We start from the raw sequence: 18,862 nt of genomic DNA, 5'->3' as shown, positions 1-18,862 counted from the left end.
TCGGGGGCAGGGAGAAGTCTTGGCTCAACGGGGTCGATCAGCCTTCAGGTCATCGACGAAGACCGACCATGCTGTGGCGCCGAAGAGCAGCGTGGCACTGGCGGGATCCTTGCTGTCACGGACGGCACGGCCGGCGTCGGCGGTGTGCGCCGCCTCCAGGCAGTCACCCTGCTGGTCGGAGTAGGACGACTTCCGGAACTCGCTGGTGATCTCGCGTGTCATGCCGGCTCTCCCCTGGGATGCTGTGTGTTGCTCAGAAGGTCTCGGAGACGCTCCGCGCTCTCCTCCGGAGACATGGCAGCCGAGCGTAGTTGATCAAATACGTTCACATAGAGGGCGAGATCGTTGGGCGCTTCGACGACCGAGGTGTTGGCCACGTTTCGGACGGTGACGGCGTCCACGCTCGGCTCGACTCCGAACGAGAAGGCAACGAAGGCACCCGACATCCCGGCGGCCTTGCTGGCGGGGGCGGGCAAGATCTGCACTGTCACGTTCTGCCGCTGCCCGACGTCGAGGAGTCTCATCAACTGACCGGGGCCGACAACGGGATCGTGCGCAAGCGACGTGACGGCCGGCTCCCAGATGATGGCGGTGAAGTTGGCGCCACCCTCCTCGATTCGCCTCTGCCGTTCCTGGCGCACTTTTACGAGCTGGGCCACTCGATCGGCAACGATGAACGTCGGGCCTGAGGTGATGACGGACTCGGCGTACTCTGGCGTCTGCAGGAGGCCCGGAATCAGGGCGGGCTCCCAGGAGCGGATGTAGGTCGAATCGCTTTCGAGGGTGATGTGGTCCGCGTAGTCCGGGCGCACGGTTTCCTGGTAGTCGAGCCACCAGCCGCGTTCGTTGCTGGTCCTGGCCCAGGTTTCCAGCCGGTCGCGCTCGCCCGGGTCCTGGACTCCGTAGCAGTTCAGCAGGGTGCGTACCTCAAGAGCCGAGGCCGACACTTGCCCACTTTCCAGGCGGCTGATCTTGGTGATCGACTTCAGGATGGCTGCGGCCGCCACGCCTTGGTCGAGTCCCGCCGCTTCGCGGTGGCGCTTCAGCGCCGCCCCCAGCCTTCGGCTGCGAACAGTCGGCCTCCCACCTGCGGGCATAACGGCTCCTCTCAACGTCCGCCTCAGCCTGCCGCCTTGGGCTCAGGCGAGGCCAGTACGAGCACGCGGGCGGAGCTCGCAAATTTGCGGTCGAGTGACTTGCGGCAGATGCCTGGCCACCTCCAGCGTGAGTACGTCACGCCTTGCGCACGCGGAATCGCGGTGCGTGATCTTGGGGGATCGAAGACCCCCGCGACCGCTGGAACGGTCCGGGGGCGTGGCCAACGCTTCGAAGGAGCGTCAACATGCTGCACCTTATCGTCCCGCTTCTGGCGCCGTTGCTGCGTCTGTTCCTTCCGCCCACCGGGCGCCATCGGGCCGGCTGCCTGCGGCGGCAGCGACGGCGGGTGCTGGTGCTCGCGACGTTCGGGATCGACCTCGGTCCGCGCATCATCCACGGCCGGGAGGTATCCCGGTGAGCCTGGCCGTGTCGCTCGCGGATCACTGGGCGGTGGCCGAGGTCTCGGCGCCGAGTCGCGGAGCGGGGATGCATGGGTGAGCGGTGGGTGGTCGCCGTGCTCGTGCGGGCCGGCGACCTGGTGAGGGTGCGGGGTCGGTGGCGGCGGGTACGGGCTGCCCGGGACGAGCTGTTTCCCATGGGCGGGCCTGCGGTTGTTCTGACCTTCACGCAGGGCGCGCCGTGGCGGGTGCACGCGGCCGAGGTCGTGGCGGTGCGGCGGGGGGCCACGGTGATCGACAGTCCGTCCGACTGGCTGTTGTCACCCGAGAACTCGGGGAGCGGGCCCATCGCCGAGATGGAGTGCACGACCTGCCTCGACAGCTCCGGCCCGCTCGATGAGCTGGACGGGCTGACGGGCTGGTGCCTCGCGCACGCCCGGCACGTGGGGCACACCGGCTTCCGCCGGACCGTGACGGACTTCCACCGCGCCGCCCGGTGCGATCGTGTTCGGGGCAACCTCGCGACTGACGTGCCCCCTTGATGTTCTTGAGGACGAACGAAAACGTCGTGCGAGGTCCGCAACCGGCTCGACACTGGAGATCACCATGGTGCTACGAACAACTGAGGTCGCCGGCACCGAGTGGGTACAGGAGCACGACGTGATGGCGCAGGGCGTGCCGGACTTCGCTGAGCTGTTGCGAGGCGCCGAGCGGACGGCCGTCCACCTGGAGATGCGCGACGTCTACAGCGTGGGAGACGAGACGGAGGCGTTCGAGCGCTTCCATCGGACAGGTGAGACCGACCTCAACCCCGATTCGGAGTTCTGGACGGGGTGGACCCCCATCGTCCGCGAACCAACAGGAGCGTGTAGCGATCGTGGGCGGTTTGTGAGGCTTATGAAGGGGCACGGACGGCCCGGAAGTCGCTGAGACGGGCTGGGGGCCTACGGACGCTGTCGCGTCCGCCCCGTGGGGCGGAGCCGGACCCCGGCACGGCTTCGCACACCCGGCACCGGAAGGCGTGAGGAGTGGCCAGGGCGTCTTTCCTGGGGTTGTCCGCCGAGGTCTTTGCCTTCCGGGCCGGGGTGCCCTGTCAAGGGTGACCCGGAGGGTCATCGCGCAGCGACGCGGAGCGCAGCGGAGCGCCCTTGACAGGGTGCCCCGGCCCGGAAACCCTCGGTCGGCGGACAACCCCAGGTACCTCCACCTCCCCGACACCGGCCCAAGTGCTGCCGCCCTCCGGCCACCCCACCGACTCCGGTCCGTGCTCAGAGCTGGCCGTGTTCCCTCAGGACCCGGCGGGCCTGGGCGAAGAGCATGCCCACGTTGACCGTTTTGCGGCAGACGACGACCGCGACCACTTCGTCGGTGCTGTCGATGCGGAGGAAGAGGTGGGCCAGGTTGTCGCTGTTGACCAGGATCTCCTGGAAGTAGTGGCGGTCGCTGACGATGCCGCGGCGCTCCTTGAAGATGCCCTCGATCATCACCACGGTGCGGCCCTGGAAGAGTTCGAGCGTCGCGGCCGCCAGCATGTCGAGGACTTCCGCCGGGTGGGAGTCGACGGTCTCGACGGACAGCAGCATGCCGGTCGACATGTCGATGACACCCGAGGCCACGCAGTCGGGAACCTCTTCACGCAGCCTCTTGACCAGAGTCACGACCTGCTCGGACATGCTCTGGCCCCCGGGGGGTGTAGGGGTGCTCATCGTGCTCCTTGGTGAGTGAGTGGGGTGAGTGAGATGGGTTGGGTTGGTGGGGGTGGGGGCGCGCCCGCGGTTACGGGCCCTTCGGGGCGTCCGGGGTCGTGAGGAGCGTCGTCAGGCGTGGGAGGGTGGCCTGTGTTTCGCTCTGGAGGCGGCGGATGTCCAGGCCCGGGTCGCCCAGTACGCCGATCAGGGCCATGTCGCCGACGGGGTGGGCGACGAGGTAGCCGTCGGTGAAGCGCGATACGGAGTGGTGCAGCAGCCCCTTGCCGGTCATGGCGCCGGCGCGGTGGGCGAGGCTGACGGCCGCCGCGGTGAGTGCGGCCAGGCTCTCCGCGTCCGCGGTGTCGTCGGTCTCCGCCGTGATCAGCAGACCGTCGACGGACGCCACCACGACGTCGGTGACGCCCACGACGCGGTCCCGCAGTTCCCGCATCTCGGTGGCGAGTTGGGCATTCCTGGTGGTCACGTTTCTCCTGTCGCGCTGTGTGTTGCCTGTTCGTGGGCCCAGCGGCTGCCGCCGAGCGCCCGGTACCTGGCGAGGAACGCCGGCGGGGGCTCCCAGCGCTCGGTCACGGGGCGCAGCGGCAGTACGTCGCCGATGCCGCTCGCGCCCGGGCGGCGTTGGGGGAGCCGGGCGTGGGCGGGGCGGCCTGGGGGCGGGGGTGCCGTCGGCGGGGGTGCCGTCGGCGGGTCGGCCGGGGTCACCGTTTCGAGGAGGCCTTCGCCCAGCAGGCGGGAGACCTCGACGGTGACGGCGTACAGGCTCCGGCCGAGCAGGAAGGCGATGTCCCGGACGCTGCGACGGCCGTTGGCGCGGAGCAGGATCTCCCGGCGCTCGCCGGTGGCCGGGCCCGCGAGGCGGGCCGAGCCGGCGGGGGTGCGGGTGATGCGGGTGCGGAACGGGGAGGGGCACTGGCCCAGGGCGCTGAGGACGCGTATCCGCCGGCCCGCCTCCTCCACCAGCCATTCCGGTTCGATGCCCGCGGGGGCGGCAAGGCGGCAGGTGTCCGCGTCGCGGTCGAGGGTGAAGCCGTTGATGCGGCCCATCCCGACGGCCAGCGCTCCGTCCAGGGCGGCCATCGCGCACATCAGCTGTAATTCGGCGCTGCCGACCAGGTCCTGGGCTATCAGCGCGGATCCGAGGCGGCCGTCCGCTGCCGACGCGCGGGTGACCGACGCCCACTCGGCCTCGCTCACCCGGCCCGAGCGCAGCAGCAGGGTCTCGACGCCCGGGGCGCCCGGTGAGGCCACCTCCAGGAGTACGCCGCAGCGGAGGTGGAAGGAGCCGCCGGGCTCTCCGGACACCAACAGCTCTCCGGAGAGCCGGTCCCGTGACGCCTCGGTGAGCGCCCTGGCCAGGTCGAGTCCCGTCACCCTCGATGGATTCCGACGTGGCGCCGGTTCGTCGATTTCTGACATGCCCCTGCAATCAGCCGCTGCCCGCATATGCCAACTCGCTGACCGCACCGTAGCCACGCGGACTGATCGTTCAATACGAATATTCAGTAGTGATCGGCTTATGTCATGAGCCGAGCATTTGCTCTCTGATCCCGACGGATGTCCTTGCCTAACGGCAAGGATTGTTCGCTCGGGCGATCGGGGCTCCCGCGGGGAGCGGGGCGACTGGGGAACAAAGGGGAGGCGGCCGCCTCCCGTTGTCAGAAGCGCCGGGTGAACCCGCGCTACGGGAGACGGCCGCCGTTCAGGAGGCGCCCGCCGGCGTCGGTGGCGCCCTCTCAGGGGCGCGCCGACGGCCCGGGGCGGCCGGCGCGCAGGTCGGCCAGGATCTCGGCCTGACCTTCGAGGACACCGGAGAGGATGCCGCGGGCGACGCGCAGGAGCTCGGCGACGTCCGGGCTGTTGAGCCGGTAGTAGACGTTCGACCCCTCGCGGCGGGTGGCGACCAGGTTGGCCTTGCGGAGCACCGCGAGCTGCTGGGACAGCGAGGCGGCTTCGATGCCCACCTCGGGCAGCAGTTCGGCCACGGCGTGCTCGCGCTCGCTGAGGAGTTCGAGCACGCGGATGCGGGCGGGGTGGCCGAGGGTTCTGAAGAACTCGGCCTTGAGCTGGTACAGGGGGGTGCTCACCTGCGTGCTCCCACCCCCGCCTTCGGCCGTGTTCCTGCGTGTGCGCGGCACCTCATCCACCCGAATTCCTCGTGGGTCCCGGCGAGGGGGATCCCAGCCGACATGCTGTGATCTCAACAATTGCAGATTCCTGCAACTGGGGGCGCCTCCGGGGCCGGGGGTTCGGATCCCTCCGGCGCCTCGGATCCCTGCTCCGGATGCGTGCTCGGCAGGTGGGCGGCCAGGGCCCCGGGCAGGTCGGCGTGGACCGGGACGGGCGGGCAGGTGGCGTCCGGGACCAGGGAGCCGTCGGCCGGAATCGCGGCCAGTTCCAGGCTGCGGCCGTTCTCGGCGAGCAGGCGGGCGGCCTGGGCGACGGCGAGCTGTCCGCCCGCGGACCAGCCGAGCAGCCGGGTCAGGTCCAGGATCACCGGGCCTTCACCGCGGGCCCGGGCCCAGCCGACCGCGCCGGTGAACCGGTCGGCCGCCTCCGCGCCGAGGTATCCGGCCAGGGAGAGGACGCCCAGGTGTTCGTGGGCGGTGTACTGCCACTCGATCGTCATGGTCGCTTCCTCGGCTTTCACAGGGGCAGGGGCAGGGGCACGGCTACGGGCCGGGGCCGGAGCGCGCCGGTCATCGCGGCCCCTTCCGGCTCCGGTGCGGGTGGGGCAGGTGAGACGGGCGGTGCGGGCGGGGCAGCAGCCCGGCCTGCTCCAGGTGCTTGCGCGCGCCGGCGATCGCTTCGGGGGTCGTGGCGTACTCGCGCCCCTCGCTCTGGAGCAGGGCCAGCGCGCCGACGGACTCCAGCACTTGGCGCTGACCTGGGCGGATGCCCGAGGCCAGCACCTCGATCCCCCGTCGGTTGAGCTTTTGCACGGCGTCCTTGAGGACCAGGGCGCCGGTCGCGTCCATCGTCGTGACCCGCGACATCCGGAGGATCACCACCCGTACGTCCGCGACCTCCGACAGCTCCAGCAGGAAGCGGTGGGCGCCCGCGAAGAAGAGCGGGCCGTCGATGCGGTAGGCGACGATGTGCTCGGCCAGCAGGGCGTGCTCCTCGTCGCTGTGCTCCCCGGGCAGGTCGGGCCGGAGGTCGACCTGGTCCATACGTGCCTGGGCCGCCACCGCGCGCAGGGCCAGCGCACCCGCGACGGCGAGGCCGATGATCACGGCGTACACGAGGTCCAGCACGAGCGTGGCCACCGCGGTCAGGACGAGCACCACGGCGTCGGACCGGGTGGCCTTCGCCATGGCCCGCAGGGAGCCGACCTCGACCATCCGCACGGCGGTCGCCAGCAGTACGCCGGCCAGCGCGGCCAGCGGGATCCGCGACACCAGCGGGGCGGCGGCGAAGACGATCACCGCGAGCACCGCGGCGTGCGTGAGCGCGGCCAGCCGCGAGGACGCACCCGTGCGGACGTTCACCGCGGTACGGGCGATCGCCGCGGTCGCCGGGACGCCGCCGAACAACGGCGCCGCCAGGTTGGCCACTCCCTGGCCGAACAGCTCCCGGTCCGGATCGTGCTGCTGCCCGACCGTCATCCCGTCCGCCACCGTGGCCGACAGCAGCGATTCCAGCGCCGCCAGCGCGGCCACGGCCACCGCCGGGGCCAGCAGCGACCCGACCGCGGAGACGTCGAGGAACGACAGCGAGGGAGCGGGCAGGCCGGACGGCAGGTCGCCGATCGGCGCCACTCCCGGCACGTCGAAGACCTGCACCACCACGGTCGCGGCGATGACCGCGACGATCGAGAACGGAACCGTCGGGCGCAGGCGTGCACCCAGCAGCATCACCGCGGCGACACCGAGGGAGAGCCCGACCGCGGCCCAGTCGGGCTGCGCCGCGAACTCCTGCACGGCCCGCCAGGCCACCAGCAGCACCTTCTCGCCCTCGGGCTTGTCCACACCCAGCGCGTTCGGGACCTGCTGGAGGCCGATGACGCACGCGATACCGAGGGTGAAGCCCTCCACCACCGGCGCGGGCACGTACCGCATGTAGCGGCCGGCCCGCAGCAGCGCCAGCACGACCAGCAGCACACCGGCCATCAGGCCGACCGTGAGGACGCCGCCGGGCCCGTACTGCGCGACGATCGGCACCAGCACCACCGTCATCGCACCGGTCGGCCCCGACACCTGGAGGTTCGACCCGCCCAGCAGGGCCGCCAGGGCGCCCGCGACCACCGCGGTGGCGAGGCCCGCCTGCGCACCCAGCCCCGAGGAGACCCCGAAGCCCAGCGCCAGGGGCAGCGCGACGATCGCGACCGTCAGCCCCGCCAGCAGGTCCCGGCGCGGATCGCGGCCCATCACGGCGAAGTCGGCACGCCGCGGCAGCACCGCTCCCAGCCGGCGCGCGGCCCGCTCCAGCAGGGCGTTCACGACGGCCGCGCCCCCGTCCCACGCAGTTCCGGCACAGGGATCCCTTCGGCTCCAAGACGTCAGGCGTTGTGCCCGCGGCTACCTACGGGCACAACACCTACAGCATCTATTGAATTGCATATATTTGCAATTCGTGGAGCCGTAGGACCCACCCCAAGCCGCCGGCGGCTACGGGCTACGGGCTACGGCAGGCTGCGGCGCAGTTCCACGTACGCGAGCTCGTCGCCGTCCAGGACGTAGCGGTCGAACTCCTCGAAGCCCCGGGCCAGGGCGAAGGCCAGGCCGGACGCGTTCGTCTCCAGGACCACCGTCTCGACCTGGGTGACGCCCATGGCCCGGGCCGTCGTCAGGGCGTGCTCGTAGAGGGTTCGGCCGTGGCCGTGGCCGCGGTGTTCCGGGAGGACGCGGGCGATGACCACGGCCGCGTCGGGGTTCTCGTCCGGCGGGCGGACCGTCGTGTTGCCCACCGGTACGTCGCCCAGGTACGCCACGTCCAGGTGGTGGCGTCCGGCCCGTTCCCGCACGTCCGCCAGGGACAGCAGGTGGGTCGGGATGATCGTGTTGTGCACGTGCCGCCAGTGGTCGAGCATCTCGTCGCCCACCGGCCGCACGATCCGCAGCTGGTCCATGGCGCGCAGCCAACCCGGCCGGGCCCGTGCCCGTCAATCGCGTTTGCGTGCTGGGAGGATGGCACCATGACGACCACCGCCGAGGAATTCCGCAAGGCGCTGCACTCCCTGCGCGTCTGGGACACCGAGCTGCCCGCCTTCGACGTCGACCGGGCACCCGCGGAGCCGCTGGGGCTGTTCCACGAGTGGTTCGCCCACGCCGTCACGGCAGGTCAGACCGAGCCGCACACCATGTCCCTCGCGACGGCCGACGGCGAGGGGCGGCCGGACGTGCGGACGCTGATGCTGCACGACGCCGACGAGCGCGGCTGGCACTTCGCCTCGCACTCGGGCAGCGCCAAGGGGCGCCAGCTGGCCGGCCGCCCCGAGGCCGCGCTCGGCTTCTACTGGCCGGCGGTGGGGCGGCAGGTGCGGGTGCGGGGCCGGGTGGTGACCGGCGGCGCCGAGGAGGCCCGCGCGAGTCTCGCCGTACGGTCGCGCGGGGCGCTCGCCGCCGCGCTCACCGGGCGGCAGAGCGAGGTGCTGGGGTCCCCGGACGAGCTGTACGCCGCCTCGTCGGCCGCCTGGGAGCGGGCCGGCGCCGAGCCCGACGCGCCCGCCCCCGGCTGGACGCTGTACGTACTGGAGCTGCGCGAGGTGGAGTTCTTCCAGGGCGACGCCCAGCGCCGCCACGTCCGGCTCCGCTACCGCCGCGAGGGCGGCGGGGAACACGACGGCGGCTGGGTGCGCGAACTGCTCTGGCCCTGAGGTCCCGGGGCCCGGGACCCCGCTCAGGCGCGCGCCGGGCGGAAGACCGGGACGTGGATCTCGTCCGTCTCCGCCCGGAAGGCCAGCTCCAGCGGCATGCCGACGCGCAGGCCGTCCGCCGCGCAGCCGATCACCTCGGTCATCATCCGGGGGCCCTCCGCGAGGTCGGCCACGGCGGCGACGTACGGGACCCGGGATCCGAAGGGCGGCAGGTCGTTGCGGTACACGACGGACCAGGTGTAGAGCGTGGCGCGGCCGCTCGCGGGCTCCCAGTCCACCGTCTCGCTCCAGCAGTGCGGGCAGAACTCCCGCGGGTAGTGGTGCGCCCGCCCGCAGCTCCCGCACCGACGCAGCAGCAGCCGCCCCTGCGCGGCGGCCTCCCACCAGGGCCGGGTGAAGGCGTCCACGTCGGGCAGGTCGAAGCGGGGCGAGGGCGCGGCGGCGGTCACAGGAAGAATCCCATCGCGTGGTCGAGCGACCAGGTCTGCCAGCTCATGGTGAACAGCGCGACGAGGGAGATCAGCGCCATCATGGCGTTCTGCCCCTGCTCGGCCCAGTCGTGGATCATCAGCACCAGGTAGAGCAGGTTGAGCAGCAGGCCGCCGATCAGGGCGACCGGCGTGAGGAAGCCGGCCACCAGCCCCAGGCCCAGGGCGAGTTCGGCGTAGACGACGACGTAGGCCATCAGCCGCGGGCGGGGCTGTACGACCTTCGCGAAGCCGGTCTTCACGAACGGCCAGCGGTGCTTGTCCGCGACGTCCGCCGCCCACGCGATGCCGGTGCCGCGCTCGAACCAGCCCTTCCTGTCCTTGTGCCGCCAGCTCTCCAGCCACCACAGGCCGAGGCCTATCCGGAGCACGGCGACCCACTCGGCCCCGCCGAGCAGGATGGTCCGCATCGCCCGTCCACCTCCCTCACCCACACACACAGATCTGACGACACGTCAGTTCAGCGGATCGGGCCCCCTCCGCACAAGACCCCGGCGCCGGCCGCCGACCCCGACTCCCCTGCCGTGATCGATTCGCAACCCGATCCCGCCTTGACCGAGACCCATCAACGCTGTGTGCCGATACGCTCACAGCTCATGCTGGACACCACCCCCCTCGAGAACCACACCGAACCCCGCCCCGTGTACGTCATCGGCGCCGGGCCCGGCGGGCTCGCCGCCGCCGCGGCGCTGCGCGCCCGGGGCGTACGGGCCGTGGTCGTCGAGAAGTCCGACGCCGTCGGCGCCTCCTGGCGCCGCCACTACGACCGGCTGCGGCTGCACACCACCCGGCGGCTCTCCGCCCTCCCGGGGCTGGCGATGCCCCGCAGGTTCGGCCGGTGGGTGGCCCGCGACAACGTGGTCCGGTACCTGGAGAAGTACGCCGAGCACCACGAGCTGGAGCTCGTCACCGGCGTCGAGGTGACCCGCGTCGAGCGCGCCGGGGACGGTGCGGGCTGGGTGCTGCACGCCACCGGCGGACGCGAGCTCGCCGCCTCCGCGGTGGTCGTCGCCACCGGCTTCAACCACACCCCCCGGCTGCCGGACTGGCCGGGCGCGGACACGTTCACCGGCAAGCTGCTGCACGCGAGCGAGTACCGGAACCCGGGCCCGTACGAAGGGCTCGACGTACTCGTGGTCGGCGTCGGCAACACCGGCGCCGAGATAGCCGTCGACCTCGCCGCGGGCGGGGCAGGGCGGGTGCGGCTGGCGGTGCGCACCGCCCCGCACATCGTGCGCCGCTCCACCCTGGGCTGGCCGGCCCAGCGCACCGGGATCCTGTGCCGCCGGCTGCCGGTGCGGCTGGTCGACCGGCTGGGCGCGGCGGTCGGGAAGCTGTCGGTGCCCGACCTGTCGGAGTACGGGCTCCCGCGCCCGGAGACCGGGCTCTACACCCGGGTCCGCGAGGGGGCGATCCCCGTGCAGGACGTGGGGCTGATCGACGCGGTGCGGGAGCGGCGGGTGGAGCCCGTGGCGGCCGTGGAGTCGTTCGAGGGCGCCGAGGTGGTGCTGGCGGACGGCAGCCGGGTGACGCCGGACGTGGTGGTGGCGGCCACCGGGTACGGCCGGGCGCTGGAAGGGCTGGTCGGGCACCTCGGGGTGCTGGACGAGCGGGGGCGTCCGGTGGTGCACGGCGCCCGGACTCCCGCGGGGGCGCCGGGCCTGTACTTCACCGGCTACACGAACCCGATCAGCGGCATGTTCCGCGAGATGGCGCTCGACGCGGAGCGGATCGCGAAGGCGCTGGCCCGCACCCGGGGTGGAGCGGGCGCTTCCGCGACCCGCCGGTAACCCCGCCGGATCCGTACCCCTAAGCTCCCCTGCAAGATCGAACATGGGGGGAACATGACGTTCAGCTTCGGCCTGCCCGCGCGCCTGACCCGCGCCGCGGCCACCGGCCTCGGCACCGCGGCCGTCGTACTGGCCACCACGGCGCTCGCCGCGCCGGCCGCCCTGGCGGCGCCCGTGCCCGGAGCCGCCGGCGCGGCCTTCGGGGCGGCCGCGGAGGACCCGTACGCACGGGTCGTGCTCGGCACCAGCCTCGGCTGGAACGCGGTGACCGTGGACCTCGGCGGCGCGCCGCGCCCGGCCGGTCTCACGGTGCACGTGCGCGTACCGGGCAGCGACACCCGGCTCGCGACGGTGACGGAGTTCCCGTACGGCGGGAAGCCGGTTGCCGGAAAGGTGCTGCCGCTGCAGTCGGCGGCCCTGAAGCTCGCGGAGCTCGGCAACTACGCCCTGGACCTGGAGTACAAGGACGCCCACGGCGCACCGGTGCTCAGGAAGGACCTGGGGCGGCTCACGTACCAGGTCAGGCCCTGGCTCTCCGAGGTCGGCCCGGTCGGCGGCTCGGTGTCCCTGGACTCCCTGCGCACCGCCGTGAAGGGGCGGCTGACCGCCACGGACCCGCGCGACGGCCAGGAGGTGCCGCTGGCCGGGACCGCGGTGAAGGTGGACTTCACCGGGGACGCCCTGCCGGCGGAGCCGGTGAAGACCGGTGCCGACGGGCGCTTCGTGCTGCCGCACGCCTTCGCGGGCACCGAGACCACCACCGAGTTCACGGTCTCGTACCGCAGCGTGCCCGCGGAGCAGACGGTCAGCGCCTCGGGCAAGGTCTGGTCGAGCAACCGCTACCCGGAGATCCGCCTCGACTCGCCGACCGAGCTGACCGCGCGCCACGGCTCGACGGCCAAGGTCGCCGGAACGGTCCTGCGGAAGGCCTGGAAGGGCGCCGACGAGCCCGAGCTGGTGACCGTGCCGGGGATCTCCGTGCTGGTCAGCACCGGTTACTGCCCCACTGCCGGGTGCGCGCCGCAGCAGCGGCTCCAGGTGGTGAAGACCGACGCCAAGGGCCGGTTCTCGCTGAGCCGGAAGGTACTGGAGGACGGGACGTGGATGGTCGGCTTCGACCCGGCGCTCCCGGCCAACCCGTGGGTGTACCCGGACCCGGTGGCGAAGCGGATCGAGGTGACCGCGACCGCGCGGACGGCCTTCGAGGACTACCGCGCCCGGCAGCGCTCCGACGGCAAGGTGACCGTCTCCGGCAAGCTCGCGCTGTACGAGGGCCCGGCGCTGCCGCCTGCCTCGGCGAAGGTCAAGGTGCAGTTCTCGGCGAACGGCAGGACCGGCTGGACCACCGTCAGCAGCTTCGGCACCCCGTACGGCAAGGCCTTCACCCACACCGTGCCGGGCCGGGGCGCCGGGTACTGGCGGCTGAAGTTCACCGGCACCACCGCCGGTGACGAGCCGATTCCGGGCGCGGTCTCGGCCAAGCTGCCGCTGGGCGCCGTCCGCGGGGCGTGACGCGGGGCGGGCGCGGGTACGACGTACCCGCGCCCGTCACGCACACCCGTCCCACCCCTCCCACGGGGTCCCGTGCGCGCCTCTTCGGCCAGGGTCGGGAAATCCGGCCACTGCAACCTGTTCCTGACTGCCCGTCAGTTCAGTAATCTGACTAAGCGTCAGTTATGGCGTCAGTCCTGGAGAGTCATCGAGCAGGAGCGGGCGGAACGATGCTTGGATCTACTCACGGCACCCTCACCACCGACTTCCGCGCCCGTGTCGAGGCCTGCGGGGAGCACCCCCGCAGGGCCGTCCACTCCACGGCCGGATCCCCCTCCGAGGGGGTACCGGACCTGGATGTGAGCGGGCGCCCCCTGCACGCCGACGTGCCCGACCTCGACCGGTTCTTCCGGCCCGAGTCCGTGGCCGTCATCGGTGCTTCCGACGCCGAGGGCAGACCCAACACCGGCATCACCCGCCAGCTCATCGCCTGGGCCGGTCGCGTCGGGGCGCGGCTGCACCCCGTACACCCCACGCGGGAGACGGTGTTCGGCCTCCCCTGCCACGCGTCCGTGGCCGACCTGCCCGAGCAGGTGGACCTGGCCGTGCTGCTGGTCGGCGACCCGCTGCCGGTGATCGAGGAACTCGCCGAGGCGAAGGTGAAGTTCGCCGTCGCGTTCGCCTCGGGCTTCGCGGAGACCGGGGACGAGGGCGCGGCGGCGCAGGCGCGGCTCGCGGCGGCGGTCCGGCGCTCGGGCCTGCGCCTGCTGGGCCCGAACACCAACCTCAACGCCTTCGAGGAGTTCCGCGAGGACCTCGAAGGCCCGGCCATCGCCCTGATCACCCAGTCCGGCCACCAGGGCCGCCCCGTCTACACCCTCCAGGAGCTGGGCATCCGGCTCTCCCACTGGGCGCCGACGGGCAACGAGGCGGACCTGGAGACCTCGGACTTCATCTCGTACTTCGCCGAGCGCCCGGAGGTCGGGGCGATCGCCTGCTACGTCGAGGGCCTCAAGGACGGCCGCGCCTTCCTGCTCGCCGCCGACCGGGCCGCCCGCAACGGCGTGCCGGTGGTCGCGGTCAAGGTGGGCCGCACGGAGACCGGCGCGCGGACGGCCGCCTCCCACACCGGCAAGCTGACGGGCGCGGACACGGTGGTGGACGCGGCGATGCGGCAGTTCGGCGTGATCCGGGTGGACGGCCTGGACGAACTCCAGGACACCGCGGCCCTGTTGGCGCGGGCCAGGAAGCCGAAGGCCGACGGGGTCGTCGTCTACTCCATCTCCGGCGGAACGGGCGCGCACTTCTCCGACCTGGCGACGGAGGCGGGCCTGCGCCTGCCCACCCTCTCCAAGGCCAGGCAGGACGAGCTGCACCAGTGGATCCCGGAATACCTGAACGTCGCGAACCCGGTCGACAACGGCGGCCACCCGGTGGGCGACTGGCGCGGCCGGAAGATCATCGACGCGATCCTGGCGGACCCGTCCGTCGGCGTGCTGATCTGCCCGATCACCGGGCCGTTCCCGCCCATGAGCGACCGGCTGGCGCAGGACCTGGTGGACGCCGCCGCGCAGACGGAGAAGCTGGTCTGCGTGGTGTGGGGCTCGCCGGTGGGCACGGAGGAGGCGTACCGGACCACCCTGCTGGGCTCGTCGCGGGTGGCGACCTTCCGCACCTTCGGCAACTGCATCACGGCGGTCCGCGCCTACCTGGACCATCACCGGTTCACCAGCGGCTACCGCTCGCCCTTCGAGGACGCGCCGCGCACGCCCTCGCCCTCGTACCGCAAGGCGCAGGCGCTGATGCGGCCGGGCCAGCAGCTGAGCGAGCACGCGGCGAAGCAGCTGCTCAGGGCGTACGGGATACGGGTGCCCCGCGAGCAGCTGGTGACGAGCGCGGCGGCGGCGGTGCGCGCGGCCGGGCTGGTGGGCTACCCGGTGGTGATGAAGGCGTCCGGCCCGCAGCTCGCGCACAAGACGGAGCTGGGCCTGGTGAAGGTGGGGCTCACCTCGGCGAGCCAGATCCGGGACGCGTACCGGGAGCTGACGGACATCGCGCGGTACGAGGAGATCCCGCTCGACGGCATCCTCGTGTGCCAGATGGTGGAGCGGGGCGTGGAGATGGTCGTCGGCGTCACACAGGACCAGCTCTTCGGGCCGACCGTGACGGTGGGGCTCGGCGGCGTGCTGGTGGAGGTGCTGCACGACGCGGCGGTACGGGTGCCGCCCTTCGGGGAGGACCAGGCGCGGGCGATGCTGCGCGAACTGCGCGGGCACGCGCTGCTGGAGGGGGTGCGGGGCGCACCGCCGGCGGACGTGGACGCGCTGGTGGAGGTGGTCCTGCGGGTGCAGCGGATGGCGCTGGAGCTGGGGGACGAACTGTCCGAGCTGGACATCAACCCGCTGATGGTGCTGCCCCGCGGGCAGGGCGCGGTGGCGCTGGACGCGCTGGCGGTGTGCCGGTGAGTGCGGTGGGTGGGGAGGCAGGGGGCGGGGAGGCGGGGGGCGGGGTGGATATGGGCGGGGTGGATGGGGTGCCGGACGTGCTCCACCGGCTGGAGAACGGCGTCTCGTGGATCACGCTGAACCGGCCGGCCGCGATGAACGCGGTCACCTGGGACCAGCGGGAACGCATCATGGCCCTGCTGGCCGAGGCCTCGGCGGACCCGGCCGTCCGGGCCGTGGTGGTCACCGCCACCGGGAAGGGCTTCTGCGCCGGTGCGGACCTGCGCGGCTCGCCTGCCGCCGGGGAGCGGGTCGTGGGGGACGTCGCCCGGATGATCCGGCAGGGTGCGCAGAGGTTCATCACGGCCGTGCTGGACTGCGAGAAGCCGGTGATCGCGGCGGTGAACGGCACGGCCGCGGGCATCGGCGCACACCTGGCCCTCGCCTGCGACCTGGTGCTGGCGGCCGAGTCGGCGCGGTTCATCGAGGTGTTCGTACGGCGGGGGCTGGTGCCGGACGGGGCGGGCGCGTACCTGCTGCCCCGCCTGGTCGGCCCGCAGCGGGCCAAGGAGCTCATGTTCTTCGGCGACTCGGTGCCGGCGGCCGAGGCGCTGCGGCTGGGGCTGGTGAACCGGGTGGTCCCGGACGCCGAGCTGGAGCCCCTGGCCCGAGACTGGGCCGAGCGGCTGGCCCAGGGCCCGACCCGCGCCCTGTCCCTGACGAAGCAGCTGGTCAACGCCTCCCTGGACACGGACCGGTCAACGGCCCTGGCGGCCGAGGCGGTGGCCCAGGAGCTGAACATGTCCACCGCGGACGCGAACGAGGGCGTGGCCAGCTTCGTGGAACGCCGCACACCGAAGTACCGGGGGCTGTAGGTCCGCTGGCTGCCGGGTGCGGCCCCCTCCCCGGCGCGGTACACCACGTACCCCCGAGGCGCCCACACACCACCGCCCACAGAACCCTTGGCAGGGCCTGCGCCCGGCCGTCCGGCTCCCTGCCGGCGCGGCAACGGCCCGGCCTACTCGGCCGCCTTCTCGGCGGGCCCCGCCTCTGCCGTCCCTCCCCCGGGGCCGGCGGCAGCCTCCCCCGCCTCGGCCCGTTCCTCCTCCTCCAGCACGGCCAGTTCGGCCAGGCGCCGGGCGCGCGGGGCGCGAACCGCGCGGACGATGCGCGTGACGCCCCAACCGAGCAGCCACGGCAGTGCCGTGATCACCCCGACGTACCAGAGCAGGTAGCCGCTGAAGTCGTCCCACCACCGCGAGCCCGGGTCCTGGAGGCGCAACAGGAACAGGACCAGCAGCCCGCCCACCGGTGCCGCCGGCAGCAGTACCGACCACAGCCGCGGCTTCCGGCCGGGCCGGCGGGCGCACCACACCCCCATCGCGAGCATGATGAAGGGCCCGCCCATGAACCACAGCAGGGCCGGCAGCAGGACCAGCGCCTGCAGTCCCTCACCGCCTCCGAACATCATCGGCGTACCCCCTTCTCTGCAGCACGGATTCCGAGAGCTCCCGCCGCCAGCACCGGCAGCAGGCCCAGCGCCATCACGCACGCCCACACCACGCCGAAGTCCGGCAGGTACGGGCCCTGGTCGCGGCAGAGCAGCCCCGCCACGGCCCCCGCGACCAGCGGCAGCGGCAGCAGCCGCCACAGGGCGCCGGGGCCCGGCAGCCGCCCGGCCAGGTACTGCCCGGCCAGCACCGCGGGGCCGGTGAGGAAGACCGCCTGGAGCGTGCCGGCGACCGCCGCGGCCACCGGCACGAACAGGAACGGGCAGGCCAGGTCCGCCCCGTACTCGGGCAGCCCGTACCGGACCCAGGACCACACGGCGTACCCGAGGCCCAGCACGGTGAACTGCGCGGCCGCGACCGTCGAGGCGATCCGCAGGGCCCGGCACCCGAACAGGGCCCCCTCCCCGCTCATCGCGCGACCGCCGGGTTCTTGCGCAGTACCCGGACGTCCCCGTCGTCCGGGTCCCCGACCAGCAGGAACAGTTCGGGCTGTGCGGCAGTGCCGGCGACCTCCCAGCCGTTCACCGGCATCTCCGGGCAGCCGGGGGCGGAGAGGTCGACGCCCGCCCGCCTCAGTTCGCCCGACTCCCGGTACGTCCACGTGCCCTCGCCCGTACAGGCGGCCTCGGCGAGGCCGTCGGCGTACGGGAGCGAGGTGAAATCGGCGCGCCCCTCGTGTTCCAGCAGGAGGGCCGACCCGTCCTCGCCGGTCCACAGTCCCGCGTAGTCCTTCGGGGACAGCTCCGGCGACCGGTAGTCCTCGAAGGTGAGGGACGCGGCCCAGCCCTGAAAAGGCAGCACCAGCAGCATCGCCCCCACCACGGCCGGCCCGCGCAGGCGCCGGGCGTCCGCGAAGAGTTCCGCCGCCAGGACCGGCACCGCGAGCATCCCCGCGGCCCAGCCCCAGAGGACCGGGAACGAGGCGCCGAGCCCCCTGAGGGACACGGCCGCCGCGGCCGCCAGCCCGGCAACCACCACCACCGTCCAGACCACCCGGGGTCCGCCGATCCGGGCCGACAGCAGCCGGCCCAGCCACGCGGCGGGCAGCGCCCCGCACGCGCCCAGGACCAGGCCCGCGGTCAGCGCCACGAGCGGGCCGGCCACCAGCGTCATGACCAGGACCATCATGTCCGCGAGGTAGCCGGGGTCACGGTCGTACTCGTCGGAGACCGTCACCGCGTCGAAGGCCCAGGTGTGCCAGACCAGCGCCGCCTGCACCGTCGCGACGAGCGACGCCGCCGTCAGCGCCCGCCCGTCCCACAACGCCCGCCGCTCCACAGCCCACCCCGCCCCTCCGGCCGGAGCACCATCCAGGACGCTCCTTGAACACGTTCAAGTCCCGCGAGGAGCGTACACCTCGCCATTGAACGCGTTCAAGCGAATCCCTGAACGCGTTCAAGACCCGCCCGGACTCCGCCGACGCTCCACCGGGGTTCCAATCTGACGAGGCGTCAGGTTCAATCGGTCCATGATGGGACACGCAGGGATGGCGGCCACCGTCATCCGCTACCTCAGGAGCACCGGCACCCCCACGGCCGTGGACCCGCACCCCCGCCCCGAGCTGCGCGCAGTGGCCGACGACGAGCGGGCGCCCGTCGGGGCGGGCGAGTTCCGGGCCGTGCTCGGGCACTTCGCGAGCGGCGTCACGGTCATCACCGCCCCCGCCGCCGAGGGCGAGGAGGGCCCGGCCGGCTTCGCCTGCCAGTCCTTCGCCTCGCTCTCCCTGGACCCCCCGCTGGTCACGTTCATGGTGGCCCGTACGTCGACCACCTGGCCCCGCATCGCCCGCGCCGGGGTGTTCTGCGTGAACATCCTGGGCGCCCGGCAGGGCGAACTGTGCCGCTCCTTCGCCGTCAGCGGGGCCGACAAGTTCGCCGGCGTCACCCACACCCCCGCGCCGGTGACCGGGTCGCCGCAACTGGCTGACGTACCGGCCTGGATCGACTGCCGGATCCACGCCGTGCACACCGGCGGCGACCACCTGATCGTCGTGGGCCGCGTCGAGGCCCTCGGCGCCCCGGGCGAGGGCGACCCGCTCCTCTTCCACCAGGGCCGGTTCGGCCGCTTCACGGCCTGAGCGGCCGGCCCCGGCGGGCCGGCCGCTCGGGCCGCGGCACG

General features: G+C 72.8%; 23 protein-coding genes. 9 read left to right on the top strand and 14 right to left on the bottom strand.

What is annotated here, in order from left to right; genetic code table 11:
- Positions 1 to 24 precede the first annotated feature (24 nt).
- A complete protein-coding gene (locus ACIF6F_RS33455) occupies positions 25 to 222 on the bottom strand; it encodes a DUF397 domain-containing protein (protein ID WP_399955890.1) in 198 nt (65 codons plus the stop codon).
- Positions 219 to 1,097, bottom strand: a complete 879-nt coding sequence (locus ACIF6F_RS33450; protein ID WP_399955887.1) for a helix-turn-helix domain-containing protein — start codon at positions 1,095 to 1,097, stop codon at positions 219 to 221. Before ACIF6F_RS33450 ends, ACIF6F_RS33455 begins: the two co-directional genes overlap by 4 nt.
- 245 nt (positions 1,098 to 1,342) lie before the next feature.
- Here ACIF6F_RS33450 and ACIF6F_RS33445 point away from each other — a divergent pair, with 245 nt between their 5' ends.
- From ACIF6F_RS33445 to ACIF6F_RS33435, 3 genes are all read left to right on the top strand, one after another.
- Positions 1,343 to 1,516, top strand: coding sequence for a hypothetical protein (locus ACIF6F_RS33445; RefSeq protein WP_399955884.1), 174 nt, complete (start codon positions 1,343 to 1,345; stop codon positions 1,514 to 1,516).
- A gap of 72 nt (positions 1,517 to 1,588) precedes the next feature.
- Positions 1,589 to 2,038 (top strand): hypothetical protein, encoded by a 450-nt coding sequence (locus ACIF6F_RS33440; protein WP_399955881.1) that lies wholly within the window; start codon positions 1,589 to 1,591, stop codon positions 2,036 to 2,038.
- Entirely contained in the window at positions 2,001 to 2,426 is a 426-nt protein-coding gene (locus tag ACIF6F_RS33435) for a DUF6879 family protein (protein ID WP_399955878.1), read from the top strand. The genes ACIF6F_RS33440 and ACIF6F_RS33435 overlap by 38 nt, the downstream gene beginning before the upstream one ends.
- Positions 2,427 to 2,764: 338 nt before the next feature.
- Here ACIF6F_RS33435 and ACIF6F_RS33430 read toward each other — a convergent pair whose 3' ends face one another.
- The 7 genes from ACIF6F_RS33430 to ACIF6F_RS33400 all read right to left on the bottom strand — a co-directional run bounded on the left by ACIF6F_RS33430 (position 2,765) and on the right by ACIF6F_RS33400 (position 8,273).
- Complete coding sequence (locus ACIF6F_RS33430; protein ID WP_399955874.1) at positions 2,765 to 3,202, bottom strand: hypothetical protein; 438 nt, start codon at positions 3,200 to 3,202, stop codon at positions 2,765 to 2,767.
- Positions 3,203 to 3,272: 70 nt separating this feature from the next.
- Entirely contained in the window at positions 3,273 to 3,668 is a 396-nt protein-coding gene (locus tag ACIF6F_RS33425) for a roadblock/LC7 domain-containing protein (RefSeq protein WP_399955871.1), read from the bottom strand.
- Positions 3,665 to 4,576 (bottom strand): MarR family transcriptional regulator, encoded by a 912-nt coding sequence (locus tag ACIF6F_RS33420; protein ID WP_399955868.1) that lies wholly within the window; start codon positions 4,574 to 4,576, stop codon positions 3,665 to 3,667. The genes ACIF6F_RS33425 and ACIF6F_RS33420 overlap by 4 nt, the downstream gene beginning before the upstream one ends.
- 362 nt (positions 4,577 to 4,938) lie before the next feature.
- Positions 4,939 to 5,289: an ArsR/SmtB family transcription factor gene (locus tag ACIF6F_RS33415; RefSeq protein ID WP_399955865.1), complete on the bottom strand. Its 351-nt coding sequence runs from the start codon at positions 5,287 to 5,289 to the stop codon at positions 4,939 to 4,941.
- A gap of 113 nt (positions 5,290 to 5,402) precedes the next feature.
- Positions 5,403 to 5,831 (bottom strand): anti-sigma factor antagonist, encoded by a 429-nt coding sequence (locus ACIF6F_RS33410; RefSeq protein ID WP_399955861.1) that lies wholly within the window; start codon positions 5,829 to 5,831, stop codon positions 5,403 to 5,405.
- Positions 5,832 to 5,901: 70 nt separating this feature from the next.
- A complete protein-coding gene (locus tag ACIF6F_RS33405; protein ID WP_399956000.1) occupies positions 5,902 to 7,572 on the bottom strand; it encodes a SulP family inorganic anion transporter in 1,671 nt (556 codons plus the stop codon).
- Between the two features lie 254 nt (positions 7,573 to 7,826).
- Positions 7,827 to 8,273: a GNAT family N-acetyltransferase gene (locus ACIF6F_RS33400; protein ID WP_399955858.1), complete on the bottom strand. Its 447-nt coding sequence runs from the start codon at positions 8,271 to 8,273 to the stop codon at positions 7,827 to 7,829.
- 66 nt (positions 8,274 to 8,339) lie between these two features.
- Here ACIF6F_RS33400 and ACIF6F_RS33395 point away from each other — a divergent pair, with 66 nt between their 5' ends.
- Complete coding sequence (locus tag ACIF6F_RS33395) at positions 8,340 to 9,020, top strand: pyridoxal 5'-phosphate synthase (RefSeq protein ID WP_399955855.1); 681 nt, start codon at positions 8,340 to 8,342, stop codon at positions 9,018 to 9,020.
- Positions 9,021 to 9,043: 23 nt separating this feature from the next.
- Here the strand turns inward: ACIF6F_RS33395 and ACIF6F_RS33390 are convergent, their stop codons facing one another.
- Both ACIF6F_RS33390 and ACIF6F_RS33385 read right to left on the bottom strand, forming a co-directional pair.
- Positions 9,044 to 9,469, bottom strand: a complete 426-nt coding sequence (locus tag ACIF6F_RS33390) for a Zn-ribbon domain-containing OB-fold protein (RefSeq protein ID WP_399955852.1) — start codon at positions 9,467 to 9,469, stop codon at positions 9,044 to 9,046.
- A complete protein-coding gene (locus ACIF6F_RS33385) occupies positions 9,466 to 9,918 on the bottom strand; it encodes a DoxX family protein (protein WP_399955850.1) in 453 nt (150 codons plus the stop codon). The genes ACIF6F_RS33390 and ACIF6F_RS33385 overlap by 4 nt, the downstream gene beginning before the upstream one ends.
- A 186-nt stretch (positions 9,919 to 10,104) precedes the next feature.
- On the opposite strand from ACIF6F_RS33385, the gene ACIF6F_RS33380 reads away from it, so the two are divergent.
- The 4 genes from ACIF6F_RS33380 (at position 10,105) to ACIF6F_RS33365 (ending at position 16,108) form a co-directional block, all read left to right on the top strand.
- On the top strand, positions 10,105 to 11,298 hold the full coding sequence (locus tag ACIF6F_RS33380) for a flavin-containing monooxygenase (RefSeq protein WP_399955847.1): 1,194 nt from the start codon (positions 10,105 to 10,107) through the stop codon (positions 11,296 to 11,298).
- A gap of 54 nt (positions 11,299 to 11,352) precedes the next feature.
- Positions 11,353 to 12,810 (top strand): hypothetical protein, encoded by a 1,458-nt coding sequence (locus ACIF6F_RS33375; RefSeq protein WP_399955844.1) that lies wholly within the window; start codon positions 11,353 to 11,355, stop codon positions 12,808 to 12,810.
- 209 nt (positions 12,811 to 13,019) lie between these two features.
- Entirely contained in the window at positions 13,020 to 15,254 is a 2,235-nt protein-coding gene (locus ACIF6F_RS33370) for an acetate--CoA ligase family protein (protein ID WP_399955841.1), read from the top strand.
- A 50-nt stretch (positions 15,255 to 15,304) separates the two neighbouring features.
- Positions 15,305 to 16,108: an enoyl-CoA hydratase/isomerase family protein gene (locus ACIF6F_RS33365; protein WP_399955839.1), complete on the top strand. Its 804-nt coding sequence runs from the start codon at positions 15,305 to 15,307 to the stop codon at positions 16,106 to 16,108.
- 143 nt (positions 16,109 to 16,251) lie between these two features.
- Here the strand turns inward: ACIF6F_RS33365 and ACIF6F_RS33360 are convergent, their stop codons facing one another.
- Genes ACIF6F_RS33360 through ACIF6F_RS33350 form a run of 3 tightly spaced genes read right to left on the bottom strand, consistent with a single transcriptional unit; the run spans position 16,252 to position 18,007 of the window.
- Positions 16,252 to 16,704, bottom strand: a complete 453-nt coding sequence (locus tag ACIF6F_RS33360; RefSeq protein ID WP_399955836.1) for a hypothetical protein — start codon at positions 16,702 to 16,704, stop codon at positions 16,252 to 16,254.
- Positions 16,701 to 17,156: a hypothetical protein gene (locus ACIF6F_RS33355; protein ID WP_399955833.1), complete on the bottom strand. Its 456-nt coding sequence runs from the start codon at positions 17,154 to 17,156 to the stop codon at positions 16,701 to 16,703. Before ACIF6F_RS33355 ends, ACIF6F_RS33360 begins: the two co-directional genes overlap by 4 nt.
- Positions 17,153 to 18,007, bottom strand: coding sequence for a hypothetical protein (locus ACIF6F_RS33350; protein ID WP_399955830.1), 855 nt, complete (start codon positions 18,005 to 18,007; stop codon positions 17,153 to 17,155). Before ACIF6F_RS33350 ends, ACIF6F_RS33355 begins: the two co-directional genes overlap by 4 nt.
- A 208-nt stretch (positions 18,008 to 18,215) precedes the next feature.
- Here ACIF6F_RS33350 and ACIF6F_RS33345 point away from each other — a divergent pair, with 208 nt between their 5' ends.
- Positions 18,216 to 18,821: a flavin reductase family protein gene (locus ACIF6F_RS33345; protein ID WP_399955997.1), complete on the top strand. Its 606-nt coding sequence runs from the start codon at positions 18,216 to 18,218 to the stop codon at positions 18,819 to 18,821.
- The last annotated feature ends 41 nt before the right edge of the window (positions 18,822 to 18,862 follow it).

This window comes from Streptomyces sp. NPDC086023, assembly GCF_044540325.1.
GTDB lineage: Bacteria > Actinomycetota > Actinomycetes > Streptomycetales > Streptomycetaceae > Streptomyces.
This window is presented reverse-complemented; position numbering and strand designations above follow the sequence as displayed.

Coding starts and splice junctions, on each gene's coding strand:
- ACIF6F_RS33455 (WP_399955890.1), bottom strand. CDS start 222: ATGACACGCGAGATCACCAGCGAGTTCCGGAAGTCGTCCTACTCCGAC.
- ACIF6F_RS33450 (WP_399955887.1), bottom strand. CDS start 1,097: ATGCCCGCAGGTGGGAGGCCGACTGTTCGCAGCCGAAGGCTGGGGGCG.
- ACIF6F_RS33445 (WP_399955884.1), top strand. CDS start 1,343: ATGCTGCACCTTATCGTCCCGCTTCTGGCGCCGTTGCTGCGTCTGTTC.
- ACIF6F_RS33440 (WP_399955881.1), top strand. CDS start 1,589: ATGGGTGAGCGGTGGGTGGTCGCCGTGCTCGTGCGGGCCGGCGACCTG.
- ACIF6F_RS33430 (WP_399955874.1), bottom strand. CDS start 3,202: ATGAGCACCCCTACACCCCCCGGGGGCCAGAGCATGTCCGAGCAGGTC.
- ACIF6F_RS33410 (WP_399955861.1), bottom strand. CDS start 5,831: ATGACGATCGAGTGGCAGTACACCGCCCACGAACACCTGGGCGTCCTC.
- ACIF6F_RS33405 (WP_399956000.1), bottom strand. CDS start 7,572: ATGGGCCGCGATCCGCGCCGGGACCTGCTGGCGGGGCTGACGGTCGCG.
- ACIF6F_RS33400 (WP_399955858.1), bottom strand. CDS start 8,273: ATGGACCAGCTGCGGATCGTGCGGCCGGTGGGCGACGAGATGCTCGAC.
- ACIF6F_RS33395 (WP_399955855.1), top strand. CDS start 8,340: ATGACGACCACCGCCGAGGAATTCCGCAAGGCGCTGCACTCCCTGCGC.
- ACIF6F_RS33385 (WP_399955850.1), bottom strand. CDS start 9,918: ATGCGGACCATCCTGCTCGGCGGGGCCGAGTGGGTCGCCGTGCTCCGG.
- ACIF6F_RS33380 (WP_399955847.1), top strand. CDS start 10,105: ATGCTGGACACCACCCCCCTCGAGAACCACACCGAACCCCGCCCCGTG.
- ACIF6F_RS33375 (WP_399955844.1), top strand. CDS start 11,353: ATGACGTTCAGCTTCGGCCTGCCCGCGCGCCTGACCCGCGCCGCGGCC.
- ACIF6F_RS33370 (WP_399955841.1), top strand. CDS start 13,020: ATGCTTGGATCTACTCACGGCACCCTCACCACCGACTTCCGCGCCCGT.
- ACIF6F_RS33365 (WP_399955839.1), top strand. CDS start 15,305: ATGGGCGGGGTGGATGGGGTGCCGGACGTGCTCCACCGGCTGGAGAAC.
- ACIF6F_RS33360 (WP_399955836.1), bottom strand. CDS start 16,704: ATGATGTTCGGAGGCGGTGAGGGACTGCAGGCGCTGGTCCTGCTGCCG.
- ACIF6F_RS33355 (WP_399955833.1), bottom strand. CDS start 17,156: ATGAGCGGGGAGGGGGCCCTGTTCGGGTGCCGGGCCCTGCGGATCGCC.
- ACIF6F_RS33345 (WP_399955997.1), top strand. CDS start 18,216: ATGGGACACGCAGGGATGGCGGCCACCGTCATCCGCTACCTCAGGAGC.